Genomic DNA, 20,492 nt, shown 5'->3' on the forward strand with positions numbered 1-20,492 from the left:
GAGTGCACGTTTGGGAGTTTTCGTTTAACGGCAAGCCGCAGGCGCCTGCGTTTTCAAACCCCGTCGCCTGCGGCTTGCCGTTAAACGATTAAATCAACAGACCTTGACGCATCGGGTTACGATCTAATCAACAGTCCCCCGCGCGTTCGGGTTCCCCTAAACCTAAGAATTGACACACCACTAGTTTTAATTTTCCTTGAGGCTTAGTCGTTTTGATGTTTCGCTGGACCCTGCTGACCTGTCTGCTCCTTGCCGCTTCTTGTCTTTCAGAGATCGGTCTTGCCGATGAAACTCGTCCACTTCGGGCGTTGCTGATCGCGGGTGGTTGTTGCCACGACTACGCGAACCAGCAAGACGCGATCCGCAAAGGGATTGAGGCTCGCGCGAACATTCGTGTCGATGTTTATTGGACGGACAATTCGACGACGGCACCAGTGCTGCCGCTGTACTCGAAGTTGAATTGGGCGGAAGACTACGACGTCATCATTCACGATGAGTGTGCGGCCGACATCAAGGACCCAGCGATCGTGAACCGAATCGTTCAAGTCCATCAGAAGTTGCCGGCCGTTCATCTGCACTGCGCCATGCACAGTTTTCGTACCGGGACCGACGCTTGGTTCAAACACCTGGGACTGCAATCAAGCGGGCACGGACCGCAAGAACCGATCGCGATCAGCTTTGTTGACACCAATCACCCCATCACGAACACGCTCGAGGACTGGACGACGATCCGCGAAGAGCTTTACAACAACGTCAAAGTTTTCGACGCGCACCCACTCGCTATCGGCAAGCAAGAGATCCCCGGTGACAACCGGCGAGTCGAACAAGCTATCGTGGCTTGGACCAATGAATCCGCAGGCGCTCGTAGTTTTAGTACCACGATCGGGCATAACACCGAAACCGTACGTGACCCTCGTTATTTAGATCTGATCACCCGCGGACTACTTTGGTCATGTGGAAAGTTAACGCCGGAGTATTTGCGACCCTTCCAAGGCGAGGGCGAAGTTACCTTCATCGACAAAGACAAGTACAAGCCGATCGATCCGATGGACCTCGGTGAAACGCCCGCCGATGCAACTTTTACGAAGGTCACCGCATCGAGCACCCAGAGCGGCCATCCTCCGTATCATGCGATCGACCAAAGTCGACAAACGCGGTGGTGTGCCGACGGTGGCAGCTATCCCCAATGGCTGCAATTTGAATTCGAGCAACCGCATGTGCTCACCGAGATTGCGATCGATTGGGAATCCCGAAACGCCGCCTATCAGTATCAAGTGGAAGGATCCGTTGACGCCACGACATGGATTACGTTGCTCGACAAGACAAAAAATTCAAGCGGCAACCAGGACGCGGATTCACTGGCAAACCAGACCGCCGTCAAGTACATCCGCATTACCGGGGTTGGCAGCCACGCCGGATGGTGCAGTTTGTGGAACGTTCAACTCAAGGGCGAGGGAATTGGCACGCTATGGCCGGCAGACCCGAAAGCCGACGGAGCGTTCGTCCCGGTCAAGAGCGATCCATACGTCGATCGCGGCAATGTCCCTCCACGAATCGAGAGTCGATCTCCCGACGAGGAAGCTCAGATCCTGCGTGATGTGACAGTCCCCGAAGGATTTGACGTGACTGTTTTTGCCGCCCCGCCGGCGGTGAACTATCCAGTGTTCGTTGCGGCGGCGACCGATGGCACCGTCTACGTAAGTTCGGACGGCAACGGTTCGCTCGGCCGAGATCCTCAACGGGGCCGCGTGATTCGATTGAGGGATACAGACGGTGACGGAAGAGCGGACGAAACGAAGGTGTTTTGCGAGATCGACTCACCCCGAGGATTGGTTTGGGATCACGATCGCCTGTATCTCATGCATCCGCCCAATTTGAGCGCGTTCATTGACCATGATGGCGACGGAGTGGCCGATGAGCAAAAGACGCTCGTGAAAAATCTCGCGTTCGGCTACAACAAGCGGCCCGCCGATCACACGACCAACGGCGTCAGCCTTGGGGTCGATGGTTGGCTCTATATCGCCGGCGGTGATTTTGGCTTCATCGACGCCGAGGGAACCGACGGACGAAAGTTAACTCATCGCGGCGGTGGCGTGATCCGAGTCCGCCCCGACGGAACCGGTTTGGAAGTTTACTCGACCGGGACGCGTAACATCCTCGAGGTCGCGATCAGCCCCACGATGGATATGTTCACTCGCGATAACACCAACGACGGTGGCGGATGGGACGTTCGGCTGCATCACTTCACGGGGATGGATGACCACGGCTATCCTCGTCTCTACAAGAACTTCAACGACGAATGTGTGCAACCGCTGGCCGACTACGGTGGCGGTTCCGGGTGCGGTGCGGTCTACATCGACGAGCCGGGATTTGGCGATTGGAATGGTGCTCCCTTCACGGCCGACTGGGGCACCGGATCGCTCTATCGTCATACGGTCGCCCCCGTCGGTGCAACCTACCAAGAGACCGAATCGCCGAAGTCGTTCATTAAGATGACACGCCCCACCGATGCGGACGTCGATGGGAACAGCCGAGTGTATTGTGCCAGTTGGCGTGGTGCGACGTTCAATTGGGCTGGACCGGATGTCGGCTACATCGTTTGCGTCAAGCCGAAGTCGTTCCAGCCGGCTCCGATGCCGAACTTTGCATCGGCGACTGATCAAGAACTCATCAATGTGCTGGAATCACCGAGCTATCGCCGTCGAGTGGAAGCCCAACGCGAATTAATCCGGCGTGGCAATTCGGCGTGGAAGCAGCTGCTCGAAGCAGGCGTTGCATCTCGCAGCCCGTTGCGAAACTTGCTCGATCAACTTCAATCGGATGCGACCGATCAACAATGCATTGAAGCGATGTCGAGTGAAGATCCAGTCGTCGTTCACACGGCGGTCCGTTGTCTCGCCAAACGCAATGCATCGACAGCCTGCATGCAAGCAATCGACGACGGCACGCAGCCGTCAAAACTAATTCTCCGTGCCCTCGCAATGATGCACCAGCCCGAAGTCGTCGATGGCTTGATCCAACGGCTGCCTCGAGCCCAACCTGTTTTACAGCGAGAGATTCTCGTGGCACTTTGTCGGCTCTATCACACCGAAGGCCCTTGGAAGGGTGATTCTTGGGGGACACGACCTGACACGCGCGGCCCGTACTACCAACCGGAACCATGGAGCGAAACGAATCGAATCGCGAGCATCCTGAAAGCCGCACTCGATTCGGCAAGTCCCAGCGATGCAGCAGACCTGCTGCAAGCCATGCATCGCAATCGAATCCATTCCGACGAAGCACGCGACCAAATGCTGCAACTCGCGATGTCGAACGATGAACTACTCGCCGCAGCGGTTTCGCAATTAGCGTCAGCGGACGACATCCCGCAAAACGGAGTCGCCCTACTCATGAAAGCAGCCACCAAGAATGACATCAATCCGGTAGTTCTCGTTGACGCGATGGCCGCATTGGCGAAACTCAATGTCCCGGAGGCATCGACCGGAATGCTTGCGGCACTCTCAACGCTCGACCGGTCACGCAGCGCCGGCAATGAGCAGAACAAAGCTCGCGAGATATTTTTGCGTTCCGTTCATTTGGAATCGCTCCTACCGATCTACCAAGAGGTCGCCGCCAAAGATGTTTCCAACCAAGGTTTCTGGGCCGACATTGCGTTACTGACCGTCGCGACCAAGCCGAATGCCAGCCCCGAGCCCGCCGAGGCGGCGAAAGCGGCGATCGAGAAAGCATGGCAAGATGCCAAACGGCGGGGGCGATTAATGCAAGCGGCAGCCCGAGTCGACAACCATTATCTGGACCAGAAAATACTGGCCGCTCGTGACGACCAAGACCCGGCGATCGCTGAGATTGCCAATTCCACGATAGCCAAGATGAAGATTCAATCGCAGGTGACCGACGACACTCCCAAGATCGGTTCATTGTCACCCGCCGATGCGGTCGGACAGGTGGTCGCGATGAAGGGGGACGTGTCACTGGGCAAACAAATCTTCACCAAGGCGAACTGCGTTTCCTGCCATACGGTCAGCCAGGACGAAGCCCAAAAGGGACCGTATCTGGGGAACATCGCGAAAACGTACAAGCGGCCTGATCTAGCCGTCGCTATCTTGGATCCCAGCAAAACGATTGCTCAGGGTTTCGCTACCAACACAATCCTAACGATCGACGGGAACGTATTGACAGGGTTTGTCACGTTGGAGGAGAGCGACCAAGTGACCTTGCGTGATCAACAGGCGAAAGAACACACGATCAGCAAAGACGAGATCGAAGACAGAATCACGTCCGCGATTTCGGTAATGCCGACCGGCGTGATGAACGAATACAGCACGCACGAACTCGCATCATTGCTCGACTACCTTGAGTCACTCAGCCAAGTTCAGTAGTTGTAAGACGTGTCCGATAAGGGGTCTGACCTTTTGGAGGCGAGTCGATATTCGTTACTTTCATGGTATCGCCGGACAGGGTCAGACCCCTCTTCGGAAAGGCTCTAAGCTGAATCCGCTTGATAGAGAAGCCAGTAGGCCGCCGGGATCACGATCAATGTGAAGAACGTTGATGTGACGATTCCAAAGATGATCGCCCAGGCGAGGCCTGAGAAAACAGGATCGAGCGTGATGACCCAGTTGGCCAGCAAGGTCGTTCCCGCCGTCAGTAGAATCGGACGCGTGCGGACGGCGACGCTGCGGATGATCGATTCGCGCAGATCGTGCCCCTCGGCTTGGGCCAAGTGAATGAAATCAATCAAGACGACTGAGTTTCGCACAACGATTCCTGCCAACGCGATCATGCCGATCATCGCAGTGGCCGTAACGAAGACCGGGTTGGGATGCCCGCCGACGGGGACATTCATGATCGCGTTGAGCCCCCAGAAACCTGGCATGATCCCGATCATCGAGAGTGGGATGGCGGACATGATGAGGACCGGCAACGTTCGCGAACCGGTTTGAAACATCAAGACAACGAAGATGCCGAGCAACGCGGCACCGAATGCCAACCCGAGGTCACGAAAAACATCGAGCGTGATGTCCCATTCACCCTCGCCAGCCCACTCGACGACGTAGCCAGAGGGAACCGACCAAGGGACATCGCCACCGGGCGATATCCAAGATCGCTGGCTGATGGGCCGCGGTGTTGGGTCACTCGGGATCGCGGCACTCGATGATCGATCCCATTCCACATCGACAATCGCATCGGCCGGTGGCCTTCCGGCGACTTCGGCGTAAACATAAACAGCTCGTCGCAAATTCTTGTGATAGATTGTCTTGTCTTCAATCGTCTCACGAAACTCGCCCAACGATCCCAGCTGCACCGACTGCCCCGCGTCACCTTGCACATAGACCTCTTCAAGATCATCGAGCGCCGATCGGCTCGCCCGTGGAAGCCGTAATTCAACCCACAACGGTTCGACTTCACGCGGCAAATGGAAAACCGTCGCTTTGTGGCCGCTGAGGACCGTCGCGATGGTGTCGGCGACCGTTTGGGTGGAAATACCCGACAACGCGGCTTTCTGTTTGTCGGTTTCAAAAACGAACCGGACTTGGTCGTCCTCAGCACTGGTATCCAGATCAACGACTCCGGGTTCGTATCGCAAACGCTTCTTGACGGTACGAGCAACATCGATTTGGGCGGCGTAGTTCCCATCGGGCGGACCGTAGACCTCCGCCGTGATCGAAGCGAGTACCGGCGGCCCCGGTGGAACTTCGACCAACTTGATGTTCGCGTCCATTGATTCGGCTAGCGCTGTCATCTCGTCCCGGATACGAAGTAAAATCTCATGGGACTGCTGCACGCGATGTTCTTTCGCAAGAAGATTCACGCGTATGTCGGCGACGTTGGTTCCCTGCCGCAAGAAGTAGTGCCGAACTAAACCATTGAAATCCATCGGTGAGGACTTGCCGACGATGATTTCATAATCCTTCACTTCGGACTGACTTCCCAGAAACGCGCCCAGCCGACGTGCTACCACATCGGTACGTTCCAGCGTCGTGCCTTCAGGCATGTCGATGACGACTTGAAACTCGTTTTTGTTGTCGTAGGGAAGCATCTTCACCGGAACCCACCGCATGACCGGTGGAATCAACGCGACAACGAACAGGCCAGCGATCAGCAATAGCACCGCCACGGCAGCAACGCGGCCTTTCAAAATCGGCGACAACATCCAACGGGATAATCGGTAAAGCACCGTTTTCTTAAGGTCGTATGATTGTTCCTCACCAATCGTGTCGTTGAGTTGCTTCAGTGATACCATTGCCAGCCAAGGCGTGATCAAGAACGCCACCACCGTCGATACCGTCACCGTTAAGGGAACATTGAGCGCCATCGGTGCCATGTAGGGTCCCATCATGCCGGTGATGAATGCCAGCGGCAAGAAACTGACGATGATCGCGAGTGTCGAAAGAATCAACGCGGGCCGAACCTCTTGAACCGCTCGCAACACCGACTTCCGCGGTGGAAAGACCTTCATCGTGAAATAGCGGGCGATGTTCTCGACATCCGTAATCGGATCGTCGACGAGCAGCCCGAGCGCTAAGATCAACGCAAACATCGTCACCCGATTGATGGAGTAACCCACCATCAGGTTGATGAACAACGTCAAGCTATAGCAGACCGGAATCGCCAACGCGATTACGAGAGCCGGACGCCATCCCATCGTCAAACCGATCAATCCGATCACGGTGAGCACCGCGACCAAGAGGCCCTCGATCAGTTCATTGACTTTCTCGTTCGCGGTTTCGCCGTAGTCGCGGGTGATCCGAAAATGGACGCCATCGGGCAGATGGGTCGTTTTCAATTCGTCAAGTTTTGCATCGACCGCATGGGCGACGTGGACAGCGTTGGCTCCTTTGCGTTTGGCCACTGAAATATGAACAGCGGGATACACTTCGGTCTTGTCGGAGTGCTCTTCATCGGCCGCGCCGAACCCGATCCAACTGTAATTATCCGGTTCCGCCGGTCCATCGGTGATCGTTGCGACATTCTTCAAATGGACAGGGCGACCGCCGGAGACATTCACAACGATCTCATTCAGATCGTCAACACTGCGGATGAATGTGCCGGTCTCGACATTGAATTGGGTGTTTTGTTGTTCGAAACTTCCGTTGCGTGCCGTGACGTTGCTGACCTGCAACGCCCGCGCGACCTGCATCGGAGAGGTGGCATGCGCCGCTAGACGCTGCGCATCCAAATTGACAAGGATCCGTCGCGGGCGACCGCCGACCACTTCGACACGATTGGTGTTGGGAATCGCCTGCAATTCATGTTGAACTTCCTCTGCGATGCGTCTCAGTTCGTGATCGCCGTATCGTCGCGTTTGATCGGACCACAAGGTCGCGATCACGATCGGCACGTCGTCGACCTCGATCGGCTTAACGACCCAAGACTCCACGACTGATGGAATCTGGTCCACCGAAGAATTGATCTTGTTGTAGATCTTCACCAGCGAATCTTCGCGGTCCTCGCCGACATAGAATCGGACGGTGACCACGCACTGCCCCGGCTGGGACATCGAGTACACGAATTCAACACCGTCGATTTGGTAAAGCAGTTTTTCGAGGCGATCGGTGACTTGACGCTCGACCTCGGCCGCGGAGAGACCGGGTGCGAATGCGAACACGTCGGCCATCGGCACCACGATCTGCGGTTCTTCTTCACGAGGAGTCAGCACCAACGCGGCAGCCCCTAACATCAACGAAACAAAGATCAGCAGTATCGCGACGTCGCCACGAAGAAAGACCTCGACAATGCGAGTCATCATTGGAACATTCGGTTCCTCGGCATCCATACTATTGGGCATCGGATGTCTCCTCGGAGCGGATCAGGACTCGTTCGCCGGCCTCGACACCACTGAGGACTTCTCGTCGTCCCGGCATCCCAAGCTGGCCGATCTTGACGAGGCGGCGCTCGATCGTTCCCTCCGGAAGAACCACGTCGACAAACTCAAGTTGTCCGACCTCGATCAGTGCGTCGGTGTTAAGACAAAGGTGACGTCGCTCGCCCGCCGGAATCAACAGTCGTCCAAACATACCTTCATACAAATCGTCCGACTTAGGCAGACTTGCTTTAACCAAGAACGAACGACTCGGTGCGTCGGCTTGCGGAACGATTTCGTCGACTGTTGCGCTGTATTCACGCTGGTGCGCGTCGACGTAGACCTTGAGTTGGTCGCCCGGTTTCAACTGGACGGCCAAGTGTTCCATCACGGGTGCTTCCAATCGCAAGGACGTCGCATCGTAAAGAACCAGTATCGGGACGCCGGGCTGGGAGATGTCTCCCGGTTCGGCCAAACGATCGACGATCCGGCCGCTTTTTGCGGCGTCAATCGTCGTGTACGACAACATCACTTCCGCTTCCGAAACGGCTTGGCGGGAGCGAGCTTCGTCCGCGAGCGTTACCTGAACGTCACGCGAGGCGGAATCAAACTCAGAACGCGAGGCGGCGTTTTGTTGGCTCAGTGTTTCAACTCGTTGATATTGTTTTTCCGCCTGTTTGCGATTCGCGATCGCCGCATCGAGCGCTCGCTTTGCTTGATCCAATCGCGATTGATACTCTTTGTCGTCGAGCCGGATCAAAACTTGCCCCTGCTCGACTTGGTCGCCTGCCACCACGGCAATCTCATCAATCGTTGCCATAATCTTTGATGACACGACGGTCCGGCTGGACGCTTTGAGCGTTCCGATAGCTTCCTCGATCGTTGATTTCTCGATTTCGTGGACGACATCGGTCCGTTCATTGGCGAGTCGACGGACATGACGATCGGAGCGTCCCGGCTGAACCTTCGATTCAAACATCCCGGATAGCCAGCCAATGGTAATCACCAAGACGACGAGTCCGGCGATCACCGTGAACACTCGCACGATCCCGCTCGTCCACCTGCGAAAGGCAATCGATTTCATAATTTGTTTTCCTGTTCCGAATGGTCTACAAACACCACCGATTGAACACCGGGAATCACACGTATCGCCGCTTGGATCAGACATTGATCGTCGCGATCCATTTCCGAGGCTAGCAATTTCGCCCGCCCTTCATGGATGTCAAGCACGTCGCAATCGTCGAAGCCGAGACGTTGAAGGATTCGCTGGATTCGATCGACCAACGCGTGATGAGGATCTTCAATAGTCATAGGGTTCAATCATTTTGGGCGACTTGAAATTCGTTTACGAAGCGTTTGTCGATCCATGTTTTTAGATGCCAACACCAGCGAGCGTGAGCGGTCAACCAACCGTATTGCAACAATGCTTTTCCATCGCCCGTGTTGAGGATTTTCAGAAAGTCGTTTTGGGGACAGAACGACTTCATCGCACCTCCCCGAAGCAATGCTTGCAAGTTGTGCCACAGGATTGGGCATTGTCGTACCGCATACACACCCGCTTTGGGCGATGGCGACTTGACGACGGTGCCGCTGTCGCCGACCGCAAAGATTCGTGGATCCGATAGGGACTGAAGGGTTTCACTTGTTGCGAGAAAACCACGTCGGTCGCGCTGCAGGCCGAGCGTCGCGAGAACCGGCGGTGGCGATGCTCCGGTCGCCCAGACGACACAGTCGGTCGCGTGTCGTATGCCGTCTTCGGTCGCAAGGTGCGTTTCCGCCACCTCAGTCACGCGTTGGCCACGGTGGACGGCGATGCTCTTCGTAGCCAATAACTTCTCAGCGCGACGAATGCTGCGATCGGTCATGCCGTCGGCGATGCGGTCACCGCTCGTAAAAATTTCAATGGTTGCCCGATGCTCAGGATCACGTTTGCGAAATTTTTCGTCCAGGCAATACGCGATCTCGAGTCCGGCGACGCCTCCGCCGACGATCGAAACCCGCACGGGGCGATTTGCGGCCGACAAGTGCGCGTCGAACCGCTGTATAAATGTCTGCATCGGTTTGATCGGAACCATCAGCGGCGAATCGGCGTGATCGCTCCACCCCGTTGGCATTGAGCCGACGCCGATCGAAAGTGCGTCAAAAGGAATCGGTTCATGATCGGAAAAGTGAATTTGCCCGTTATCAAGATCAAGCCCACAAGTATCCGCGAGTATCAGTTTTGCGCTGGCACGATCGGCAAGCCCTTGCAAGTCGATTCTCATTTCGTCGTCGTCGAACTGACCTCCGAGCGTTCCCGGCAACATGCCCGAGTACGTTGCCGTTGAGAAGCGACTGATGCACGTGAGTGTGCAACCCGGAATCGGTTCGCTCGCCCATTGCTTGACGACATGAGCGTTCGTGTGGCCGATACCAAGCAGAACGACGTGCTTGGTCCGTGCGGTCACTCGGTCACCTGCTCGTATTTGTCGGGGATGCGATGTCGATCGCTGTAGGTGTGGATTCGATTGGTCGGTTGGCCATCCAGTGTGACCACGGGAAGCCCCGCGCGAGCCCATTCCAGAATGCTGCCTTGGTAGTTCTTGACCTTCACGCCCGCTTTGGCGAGTTGTTTAGCGTACGCCCCGCTGCGTCCACCGACGGTGCAATAGGGAATCACCAATCGACCTTGGTATTGTGCCTTGTTCTTTTCATATTGAGCTTTCGTGATCGCACCAGGAATCACCGAAACGTTGACTTCCGCTTCGCTCCGCACGTCGACAACGACAAAGTCCGACTTCGGTGGAGCTTCTCCGGATTCATTCGCTTTGGTTTCGGCTTGCTGTTGTTGCTGAAGCATCTTGGCGAGCGAACTTGTTTCGATCGTTTCGACGGTTGGACCACCGAACAACCCGCCAAATTGCGCCGAAGCGATCGGAGCTTCAACGAATAACGTTAGGACGAGGGCGATCATGGGGACAACGAGATTGCTTTTCATGGATCGGTGCCTTAGTGAACTGAGTATGGAAATAAAAGTTTTTTCCGTGGCGCCGACCCTTAGTCGACGATTCCGGGTCGGGTGACTGACAGTCGCCGCCACTTTTGCCAACGATTCTTTTAAGTGTTTGGTGAATCAATCCAAAACCAGCCGCGCAGTTCACCTTCCTGGAACCCGGTGGCTTGATCGTTTGGATACTGTCTTGTTAGTTGCTCTTGAATCATTTGCGGAATCTGGTCATTGGGACCGTGGCACATCAGACATTGCGTCTGCAACTTGATCGGAAGGAGTGCGGCAGCGTGACCGTTGTCGAGGGTAACAAACATCGGTAACTCGGTTTTATCTCGCACCAGTTCGGCCGCCCATGATGGCGCGACATTGTTTGGGTTTCTCAAACGCACGCCGACGCGTCCGATTTGTAGTCCCTGTTCGGCACCCACTTCTTTGGCGATCGTCGGGGCTTCTTGTTGACAGACGGCGATCGCGGCGGCTGGTCCTCGGTTCGCGATCGCTTCCATTAGTCGACCGGATAGTCTTGTGAACAAGGCTTCTTTCGCGGCGAGCAATTCGGCCTTTGCTTCCTCGCTGGGTGATTGCCCCGGGACGATCGTTGCCTCACGCTCTTCGCCGGAGGCGACGACGGGATCGAATTTCTCTTTCGACGAACACCCGACCATCGATAGAAAGCACGCGAAAAGCAGCGAAAGCTTGATCGATTTGGTAGTCGTGTTTGACATGTAGTCTTTGTCGCCAAGTGGACGAGGATCGTTTCGAAGTGAAAGATTGCTAGCGATCATTCGGATCAACCTTATTCGAAACCTCGGGAAGCTCGTAGGGAGTGTGAATTTCTTCCATGCCGTTCTTAATGAACCGGCTGACTAGTTTGGCGTGCTCCTGGACCAGCATGATGACGTAGGGATTGTCGGAGTGATAGGTAACTTTGACACCTTTGTCCGTTTCTTCATGGGTCAGCGTGTAGTCGTCAGCGTGTTGGATCAAGCCAACGAATACCGGATGAAACGTCATCGGAGGCAGGGGTTTGTTCCCGAGGACTCGGTCTTCCATTGCCGGCACATGTTCTTTCAGCATCGCAGCGATCATTTCATCATCGGATTCTGTGACCGCCACCGCCCCATCAGGTAACATCTTCACGGTTCGCTTGATCTTGTGCCGGTCGGCGAACATAGCGTGCAGCGTGCTCATGTCGGATTGCATGCCCGGTGCGGAACCGTGTCCTTGCGTTGCCATGCGACCGCGTCCCATCCCCGGTCCCGGTCCATGGCCGTGTCCTTCTTGGGCGAGATCTCGGTTTTTTTCTGCCTTCGACGGTTGCGATTGGGGCGACGGCGCGGGTGAGGCTTGCGCGATCGGAACGTATGCGAAGCCATCGGTTTGAAGGTTGACGACAGCCGTCAACGCCGACACGGCCGTCTTGACAAAACCCGCTACGTCATTGGTCGATGATCCTTTTGAAATCAATGACTGGCCACACACGTACAGATCCACACCCGACTCATCGAGTTGTCGAAGCAGATTCAAGTTGGGATTGCCGTTGGTTTCAAACTTCGCGGCGTATGCGTCTTCATTGAGAACCGCCAGAGTTGCCTCGCCATGAAAGACAACGGCGACTTTGACGTCGACCGGTCGAGCTCCTCCACCCGCGTAGATATTCAGATACTTGGCAACTTTCTCGAGGCCGGGGTTCAGTCGATCTGCATCGCCGCCGCTGGTCAGGTCGACGAGCAACTTCGTCGAGGCACGAGGTTGTTGATCGGCATTGGGTAAACGAACAACGCCGCCGTATCCCGCGATTGCCGGATAAGTGACTTCACTCTGTCGATCCACATGTTCCTCGGCTGCGGATCGCTGCATCATCCCGCGACCCTGAGGCCCACCCATGCCACGTCCATGACCGGGGCCTCCACCCCCGCCGAATCCCATCCCGCGTCTCGTTCCGGGTTGATCTTGCGCCGATGCCGTCGTAACTGCCGGAGCAAAAGCGAACGTCACGGCGAGCCCGCCAAGGAAGACCAGGCTCAAAAAGTTAGTCGAACGGCTCATGGGTTGGCTCCGTCAAAAGGTTAAATAGTGAAACGAAAAACTACTTGGCCGAACCCGTCGACATGTGCATGGCGGTCAGTTCCATCGGCAGGGCAAGCTGTAGATTTTCAATCGATTGTTTGCGTCGCATCTTGGCTATTCTTTCCGGACGGGTTCTGTAACTAGGTCGAACAGGAGCTGCCTTGGCATTGATTCCATGGCATCTTGGCGATCGCATTTGCCATCGGACAGAAGCCCGTCGCACCGGCAAACATCAATCCTGCACCGATGAAAGCCGACAGTCCAACAAAATTAGGATGAACCAAGTAGGCCAACACGACGCCAAGCACGGTGAGGAAACCGGCCGTCAGTTGGACTTGTCGCATGAGCGGGAATGCCTTCTTGCCTCGGACGACAGGTAGCCCCGCTCGCTCCCATGCGGTCGTGCCACCCTCGACGTCAACGATGTTGTCAAATCCGGCGTCTCGGAACTTCTTGCAGGCCTGAGCCGAACGAGCACCACTTTGGCAAATCACATATAGCGGCCGATCCGCCGAACTCTTTCGTGATGCCATCACTTGATCGGGATTCAGCGAATCCAGCGGAACATTGCGTGCGCACTCCGCATGCACCCCACGAAATTCCGTCGGCATCCGAACATCAATCAAGTCAATTTCGCCGCGACTTTGCTCGTCGGCCAATCGTTTCACGTCAATCGTTTGCATCGAAAAATCCTTTCCATTTGACCGCTGGTCATTATGTCGTTGTATCGATAGTTGGCGATACGTTAAGTTGTGATTCATTAGCAATCGGCTTCGCCGAAAAAAACTTTATCCACTCGCCGAACCGGTTTTCAAAAAACGCCCTTCGATGCAGTTCATCAACCCAGCCAGGTGCGGTTCGGCGATCTGGTAGAACACTTTGCGGCCTTCACGCTCACTGACAAGGAAGCCGCATCGTTGCAACAGACGCAAATTTTCCGACGCGACGTTGTCGGGAACCTCGCAATCTTCGGCGATCTCCCCCACCGTGAACCGACCATGAAGTAGCAATTGAACCATTCGCAATCGGACCGGATGCGCCAGTGTTTTCAAGCACTCCGCCGCATCGGCAAAGTCCCGCACGCTACCGGGCGGCTTCGTTTGCTTCTTCGCTTTCTTGATCGGCTTGCTGGTGGTCATCGCGTCTCTCTGCATCACACTGTGATCTCTCCTCGATTCGATATCTAAAACATATCGTCATATTGCGACATGTCAATAAGTGTTTTTCAAAATTCAACGTTGGGGCCGTTCCATGCATCAAGGGAATGGAAAGGCACTAGAATAGGTCTTCACTATTAACAGCCCAACTTTGCGAGTTATTCATGGATCGTCGTCGTTCAACCTTTTATTTGTTCGCTTCATCCAACCTTTTGATTTGTCTTGCACTTGCAGCGGTGGGCAGTATTGCAGAGCGAGCAAGTGCCGCGGATCCTCCCAACGTGGTCGTCTTGTTGGCGGACGACTTAGGATGGGCGGGTGTGGGTTATCACGAAGATTGGTTTCAAACACCCAACATCGACCGACTCGTCGCCGACGGCGTGGAGTTGGACCGGTTTTACGTCGCGCCGATGTGTAGCCCGACACGCGCGGGTTTGATGACCGGGCGTTATCCGATCCGATTCGGGCTTGCCCGCGCGGTCATCCCTCCGCAACGCGACTTCGGGCTACCGGTCGACGAAACAACGCTGGCCGAGTCACTCGGTAAGCTGGGTTACGACCGACGTGGCGTTTTCGGGAAATGGCATTTGGGACATTTGCGTGCCCAATGGCATCCGCTGAACCAAGGTTTTTCGCATTTCCACGGTCACTACAACGGTGCGATCGATTATTTCGACCTGACGCGTGACGGCGAGCGTGATTGGCACACCGATTGGCAACCAAGCGACGAGGAAGGTTACAGCACGGACTTGATCGCTGATGCGGCGGCGAATTGGATCAGTGAAGCCGCCCGGCTGGATCAGCCGTATTTTTGCTATGTCCCTTTCAATGCACCGCACTCGCCGTTCCAGGCACCTGACGAGGCGATTCAACGGTTCTCGCAACTTTCCACCGGTGGAAGTGGCAAGCAAGCCAAGTCACGCGAAAAGAAGCTGCAAACGCTCGCGGCGATGGTGTGGGTCATGGATCAAGGAATCGGTCGGATACTGGATGCGATCGAGCGTTCGGGTGAATCCGACAACACCATGGTTTGGTTCCTCAGTGACAACGGCGGAGTCGGCGAGATCCCGGGCAACAACCGTCCTTTGCGTGGAAACAAGTTGACCGTATACGAGGGCGGCATACGGGTGCCGGCTTGTGTACGTTGGCCGTCCCGTATTTCGCCGGGAAGTCGCTGCGACGAAACGGTCGGGTACATTGATATCTTCCCGACGGTCGTAGCCGCCGCCGGTGGAGATCCGCCCTACATTTCATCAGAACCGCTCGACGGAATGAACCTGCTCGGCCTGCTGACCGGAGAACCGTCAACCAAACAAGATTTTCGGTCCCGACATTGGTTTTCGTATCACGGTCAACAGGGTGAAGACAACGAACACCTAGCCGTTACCAGTGAGGGCTGGAAACTCAAGGTCAATGGGCCGCGACTTGAAACCTTGGATCAACTTTCCGATGGGACCAATCGTGTCGAACTGTTTCAACTCTCGAACGATCCGCTTGAGAATAACGATGTAAGTGCAGCTCATCCTGAGCAAGTCGCCGAGTTAGGGAGAATGCTGATCCAACATCGATCGCTTCAACCGGTCGATTCCGTACCACCTTACTCAGTAGGTGGAAAAGACTTCACGCCACCGAGCCGTTGGCGTTTGTCACCAAGCGAGTGAACCCTGATGCGGATGTCCACCCGCTTACTGAAGCGCAGGCTGTGTGTTCGGGGCCGAGTGGTGTTCGGCGAGGTGGCGGCACGTTGACACCCATGCTTTGACGCGGCGGAGACTGGGAACGCCGCGATTTCCCAACAGTTTGCTGCCTCGACTGCTGAGAGAAAAACGTTCCAAATCACGATGCAATTGGGCGGCGGATTCTCGCGATAAACTTGCCACGCTGCGGCGATGAATCGCGACCAACAGCAACGCGTCTCGGGGCATCATCGTATCGATCGCCAACGACATTCGGATCGCCGCCCGATATCGTCGCAAAGCACGCTCGGCACGTTCGGGATGGCTCAGACGAGATGCGATCTTCGGTAAATCGCTGTAGACCAAGTCCCCAGCGGTTTGGACGCCGACGTCGGCTAGTTGGTGACATCGACGTGGAGGACAGAATTGAAGATGCTCCAACTTCATCGCCAACAATCGCTCTCGATGCGATCCGTTTCGAAGGGCCGCCTCTCCACGCGCGACGGCGTTCTCACAGGGGATCATTTGGGGAACGATGTCGGACGCGGCGATCAATCGTGGCGTTGCATCGCAGCGACGGTCGGGGACATCGGGGATCGATGGCATGTCGACCCAAAAGGTGACGTCCGACGCAGATTTCGTACTGCCGATGGAAAGGGAACCATGACGGGCGACTTGGCCGATTTTTTTCAAAAACTCGAACATAAGATAAGACTCCGGGTAAGAAGCATCCGAGGATGCGTCCGCGATACCACGTGTCCTGGTCCAATCGCCAGACCAATCATGAACGAATTTGCCCCCAGAGCTTCAGTAGTTCGAGCAAATGCCGCAGCGAATCGGCCATTTCGTTTAGGTTGGCGAATTCCAATACGCTGTGAATGTTGTGCTGCCCCGAGGACAAATTCGGCGTCGGTAAACCTTTCTCGGTCAATTGACTGCCGTCGGTGCCGCCACGAATGATCGCCTTGGTCGGTTTCACGCCGATCGTTTCGAAGGCTTGCTCTGCCAAATCGATCGCCTCGGGAAGATCGGCTAATCCGTCGCGCAAGTTGCGATACTGTCGTCGGACTTGGCATTCCACCTTTGTTCCCGGAATCGTCGCAGCGGCCTGCTCGGCGAGCGAACGAACTTGGGCAGCGAAGGAAACCAACTCGTCACTTTCAAAACTACGCAAAATCAACTCAACACGCGTCGTCCCGACCCCACCAAAGATATCGTGAACATGAATAAACCCATCGCGTCCTTCGGTCGTTTCGGGGGTTTGCGAATCAATGGGCAACGAGTCGACAAACTTCGCCGCCGCTCGAATCGAGTTTAGCATCCTATCTTTGGCGATCGCCGGGTGAATGTTGTGACCATCGAACGTCACCGTCATCGCATCGGCTGAAAACGTTTCCACATCGACGACGCCACGACCACCCCCGTCGATCGTGTAGGCAACCGTGGCGTCCAATTCGGCCAGATCGATCTTGTCCGTCCCGCGACCGATCTCTTCATCACACGTCATCACGACGCGAACGGGGCCGTGTGGAATCTCAGGATGCTCGACGAGCGTGTGAGCAAGTTCCATGATGATGGCCACGCCTGCCTTGTCATCCCCGCCGAGCAAAGTATTGCCGTCGGTCGTTACCAGCGTTTCCCCGACCATCGATTCCAGGTCGCGGCAATCGGCAACCCTGATCACACGGCCGTTGGGCAAGGCGATGTCGCCGCCCGCGTAGTTCTCGATTACTTGCGGTCGGACGTGATCGCTGGGGGCTTCCGGTGATGTGTCTAAATGGGCGACTAAAGCCACGGTTGGCAAGGTGCCCGGAACCGTCGCAGGCACGGTCGCGATCACCAACCCGTCATCAGTGAACCGAACATCGTCCAGCCCCATCGCCGACAATTCGTCGGCCAAGATGCGGCCCAATTCCAATTGGCCTGCGCTGCTCGGGTAACCCGTCGCCTGCGGGTTCGCGGCCGTGTTGATTTGGACGTAACGCAAGAATCGCTCCAACAACCGATCGCACCGCAACTCAGATGTAGTCAACGTGATAGCATTCATTCGTTTGTATCAATCCATTAAGTAAGAAAACACGATCGGCATTCAAAAAGAGCGCTCAACCGCCGGTTCCGATGCGCTACCAATCGTCAGCGTAGTTATACTCCAAAAGCGTATGGACATCGCGAGGGGCTTGAGCGATGAAACTTCTTTGAGACAACAACAAGCAGGAAATTATTTCGATGACGATCCGACGTTGCCTGATCATTCCGTTCTTGGGTCTGCTCGTTCTGGGTTGCGGACCGACCGCCGAGGAACTCCGAAAGGCAGCCGAAGAGAAGCAGGCTTTAGCTGAACGGGAAACCGAGTTGGTCGCGATGAAAACCGAAGCTCAAGCGATGATGAGATCCGCCGAGTTGCTCGATTATCAAGCCAAACAAACGTTGGCAAAAGCGGAAGCGGTGACGTCGGAAAACCGGAAGCAAGCGGAGTCATTCCAGGCAAAAGAAAAGCAACTGGAACAGACCGAACGCGAACTCAAGACGCAAAGCGAGCGTGCGGAGCAACTCGCCAAGAAACTCAGTGCTGATACGAAGGAGCTGAGCGAAAAGCTGAACGCGAACAATGAACTTACTGAGCAATTAACGGCAAAGCTGCAAGCCACCAAGAAACGTGAGGAAGCTGCCTCCTTGGCCCAAGAGCAAGCCAAGCAATCCATCGAAATGGCCAAGACCGACGCCTCCCAAGCCCAAAAAGAGATGTCTGAATCCAAAGCGATCGCTGAGCAAGCCATGCAAAAACAACAGGCAAGCGAAGCAGTGATGAAGGCAGCCGAGGCGATGATGCAAGATGCAAAGAAGCAATTAGCGCAGGCGTTGGAACTTAACGAGAAATCGACCAAGAGCCAAACCGAAACTCAGCGGATGAAGTCGGAAGTATTGGTGATGAAACAGTCCGTCGATGAAGCCCAAGCCAAGTCCGACCGGCAGATGCAAATGGCCAATGAAAAAGCCAAAGTCAACGAGATCGAAGCGAAGAAACTCGAGGCGAAGGCCGAGTCTCTTAACGCGATGACCAAAGAAATCGCAACAAAGGCGAAGTCACTCGAAGAAAGAGCGAAGGAACTTGACGCTAAGTTCAAGAGCAACGAAGAACTCGCCAAACAAACGGACGCCAAACTTGTTGAAGCGAACCGAGTGGCGGAAGAAACTGCCAAGCTAAAAACCGAAGCGATGAAGAACGCTGCGGCCGCCAAAGCCGATCTCGCAACCGCAAAGATGCAACAGACGCAAGCGGCATCCGATCGCAAACAAGCTCAAGAAATGCTCGAGGCGGCCAAGAAGGAAAAGGCCGATTTTGAGAAACTGGTCGCTGACAGTAAAGTGGTTTTAGAGAAGTCGACGCAAGCTAAGATGGATGCCGAATCCGCTCAGGCTGCCAACGAAAAGAAACTCGCTGAAGTCGTGACTGCCCAAAAGAAGGTCGATCAGACCGCCTCGAAAGCCGCCCGCGATCGGGCTGCTGCCGAAAAAGCAATGCAGGAGACAAAAGACCTGGTCGCTTCCTTGACCGCCGAACGTGAGTCCGCCAAACAAGAACTCGAAGCCGTCAAAGCAGCGCAGTCGGCATTGGAAATGCAGACGATCGCGTCAAAAGAAGTTCGTCACGCGGCGACGCTCGCCAAACAAGAAGCTTCCAAAGAGCGTGCCCGAACGGAAGAGATCCGCCGCGAAGCGGAAGCTAGAATCTTGGAAGCGGAAAAGCAAACCGAAGCCGCTCGCCATGCGCGAGCTGATGCCGAGCGGGCGATCGAATTGGCAGGCCAAGCCAGCGAGCAGGCGGCGAAAGCCAAAGCAGCTGCGATTCGAGAAAAGGCCTCGCTCGTCGACTTGCAGAACGCGGCAAAAAAAGAACGCGACGCCATCGACGTGGTGATGAAGGCGATGCAGGAAAGCCAAACCGCAGCCACCAACGCTCAAGCCGCCGCCGAATCCGCTCGCCAAGCAGCGGCGGAAGAGAAGGCAAGTATCGCGGCAATTGCCGAGAAAGCCGAAACGGCACAGACCGCAGCGAGGCAAGCTGAAAATGCAGCGATCGCCGCCCAGCGAAGGGCGAACGAATCGATGCAAGAATCCACTTCCGCACAGGAAGTCGCCGCCTCCCGTATCGCCGAAGCCGATGCCGCCGTCGAAGCGGCGAAGATGGAACAGAAGGCCGCTGCGGCGCTGATGAGTCAAGCGAACGAGCAATTGGGCTTCGCTCGAGAACTCAAACGTCAAGCCGACGAGACCATCTTGCGTGCTAACCGCGAACGTGAATCCGCGTTAGTTGCCAAATCGGCTGCCGAAAAAGCTCTGCAAGCGGTCGAAGATGCCAAGCGTGCGATCGGTGCAAAAAGAACCGCAGAAGCGGTTCAAAAGTCCGCCGCCGAAGCAGCCGCGAAAGCTGACGCAGAACTGAAGGAAGCTAACCTCAATGAAAAAGAGGCCGCAGCTCAAATCGCTAACGCACGCGACGGGAAAGTAGCCCCGACGACCGAACAACCGGCGTCGGCAAGCGATCGTTAACGCACATGAATCAATGACGTTCTTGAGCTTATGGCGAATCAAAACTCGCCAAGACTTTCGGCGACTAATAGGCCAATCCGAAAATCTTGGCACGTTTCTCTACCCTAAACTTAAGTCGTGCCAGACCCTTAGTGCTTTGTCTAGATTCAACTTTAGGGTTGGCAACATTAGCCGTTTGGGCCTAGCGGGCTGTTGATTTAATCGAAACCCGAAGCGTCAGCGAGGGATTGAACGTCATTAAATCC

Annotated in this window: 14 protein-coding genes; 3 read left to right on the forward strand and 11 right to left on the reverse strand. The window is 55.6% G+C overall.

Annotation, left to right across the window (positions count from 1 at the left end):
* The first annotated feature begins 215 nt into the window (after nucleotides 1–215).
* Nucleotides 216–4,379: a DUF7133 domain-containing protein gene (locus tag Pla100_RS26420; RefSeq protein WP_146581715.1), complete on the forward strand. Its 4,164-nt coding sequence runs from the start codon at nucleotides 216–218 to the stop codon at nucleotides 4,377–4,379.
* 104 nt (nucleotides 4,380–4,483) lie between these two features.
* Here the strand turns inward: Pla100_RS26420 and Pla100_RS26425 are convergent, their stop codons facing one another.
* The 9 genes from Pla100_RS26425 to Pla100_RS26465 form a co-directional block, all read right to left on the reverse strand.
* The gene (locus tag Pla100_RS26425) at nucleotides 4,484–7,789 is read right to left on the reverse strand and encodes an efflux RND transporter permease subunit (RefSeq protein WP_231603645.1); all 3,306 of its coding nucleotides are present in this window, start codon (nucleotides 7,787–7,789) and stop codon (nucleotides 4,484–4,486) included.
* On the reverse strand, nucleotides 7,779–8,888 hold the full coding sequence (locus tag Pla100_RS26430; protein WP_146581717.1) for an efflux RND transporter periplasmic adaptor subunit: 1,110 nt from the start codon (nucleotides 8,886–8,888) through the stop codon (nucleotides 7,779–7,781). Before Pla100_RS26430 ends, Pla100_RS26425 begins: the two co-directional genes overlap by 11 nt.
* Nucleotides 8,885–9,115, reverse strand: coding sequence for a hypothetical protein (locus tag Pla100_RS26435; protein WP_146581719.1), 231 nt, complete (start codon nucleotides 9,113–9,115; stop codon nucleotides 8,885–8,887). The genes Pla100_RS26430 and Pla100_RS26435 overlap by 4 nt, the downstream gene beginning before the upstream one ends.
* Before the next feature lie 5 nt (nucleotides 9,116–9,120).
* Entirely contained in the window at nucleotides 9,121–10,251 is a 1,131-nt protein-coding gene (locus tag Pla100_RS26440; RefSeq protein WP_231603647.1) for an FAD-dependent oxidoreductase, read from the reverse strand.
* The gene (locus tag Pla100_RS26445; protein ID WP_231603649.1) at nucleotides 10,248–10,781 is read right to left on the reverse strand and encodes a rhodanese-like domain-containing protein; all 534 of its coding nucleotides are present in this window, start codon (nucleotides 10,779–10,781) and stop codon (nucleotides 10,248–10,250) included. Before Pla100_RS26445 ends, Pla100_RS26440 begins: the two co-directional genes overlap by 4 nt.
* 119 nt (nucleotides 10,782–10,900) lie before the next feature.
* The gene (locus Pla100_RS26450; RefSeq protein WP_231603651.1) at nucleotides 10,901–11,518 is read right to left on the reverse strand and encodes a c-type heme family protein; all 618 of its coding nucleotides are present in this window, start codon (nucleotides 11,516–11,518) and stop codon (nucleotides 10,901–10,903) included.
* Nucleotides 11,519–11,567: 49 nt separating this feature from the next.
* The gene (locus tag Pla100_RS26455) at nucleotides 11,568–12,842 is read right to left on the reverse strand and encodes a DsrE family protein (RefSeq protein ID WP_146581724.1); all 1,275 of its coding nucleotides are present in this window, start codon (nucleotides 12,840–12,842) and stop codon (nucleotides 11,568–11,570) included.
* A 161-nt stretch (nucleotides 12,843–13,003) separates the two neighbouring features.
* On the reverse strand, nucleotides 13,004–13,546 hold the full coding sequence (locus Pla100_RS26460) for a rhodanese-like domain-containing protein (RefSeq protein WP_146581726.1): 543 nt from the start codon (nucleotides 13,544–13,546) through the stop codon (nucleotides 13,004–13,006).
* A 105-nt stretch (nucleotides 13,547–13,651) separates the two neighbouring features.
* Entirely contained in the window at nucleotides 13,652–14,002 is a 351-nt protein-coding gene (locus tag Pla100_RS26465; protein ID WP_146581728.1) for an ArsR/SmtB family transcription factor, read from the reverse strand.
* Between the two features lie 182 nt (nucleotides 14,003–14,184).
* Between Pla100_RS26465 and Pla100_RS26470 the strand changes: the two genes are divergently transcribed.
* Nucleotides 14,185–15,681, forward strand: a complete 1,497-nt coding sequence (locus Pla100_RS26470; RefSeq protein WP_146581730.1) for a sulfatase-like hydrolase/transferase — start codon at nucleotides 14,185–14,187, stop codon at nucleotides 15,679–15,681.
* 24 nt (nucleotides 15,682–15,705) lie between these two features.
* Here the strand turns inward: Pla100_RS26470 and Pla100_RS26475 are convergent, their stop codons facing one another.
* Both Pla100_RS26475 and pepT read right to left on the reverse strand, forming a co-directional pair.
* Nucleotides 15,706–16,401, reverse strand: coding sequence for a DUF4332 domain-containing protein (locus Pla100_RS26475; protein ID WP_146581732.1), 696 nt, complete (start codon nucleotides 16,399–16,401; stop codon nucleotides 15,706–15,708).
* Nucleotides 16,402–16,477: 76 nt separating this feature from the next.
* Nucleotides 16,478–17,743: a peptidase T gene (gene pepT / locus Pla100_RS26480; RefSeq protein ID WP_146581734.1), complete on the reverse strand. Its 1,266-nt coding sequence runs from the start codon at nucleotides 17,741–17,743 to the stop codon at nucleotides 16,478–16,480.
* Nucleotides 17,744–17,922: 179 nt separating this feature from the next.
* On the opposite strand from pepT, the gene Pla100_RS26485 reads away from it, so the two are divergent.
* The gene (locus tag Pla100_RS26485) at nucleotides 17,923–20,247 is read left to right on the forward strand and encodes a hypothetical protein (protein WP_146581736.1); all 2,325 of its coding nucleotides are present in this window, start codon (nucleotides 17,923–17,925) and stop codon (nucleotides 20,245–20,247) included.
* Nucleotides 20,248–20,492: the final 245 nt, after the last annotated feature.

The organism is Neorhodopirellula pilleata, from assembly GCF_007859915.1.
Lineage (GTDB): Bacteria > Planctomycetota > Planctomycetia > Pirellulales > Pirellulaceae > Rhodopirellula > Rhodopirellula pilleata.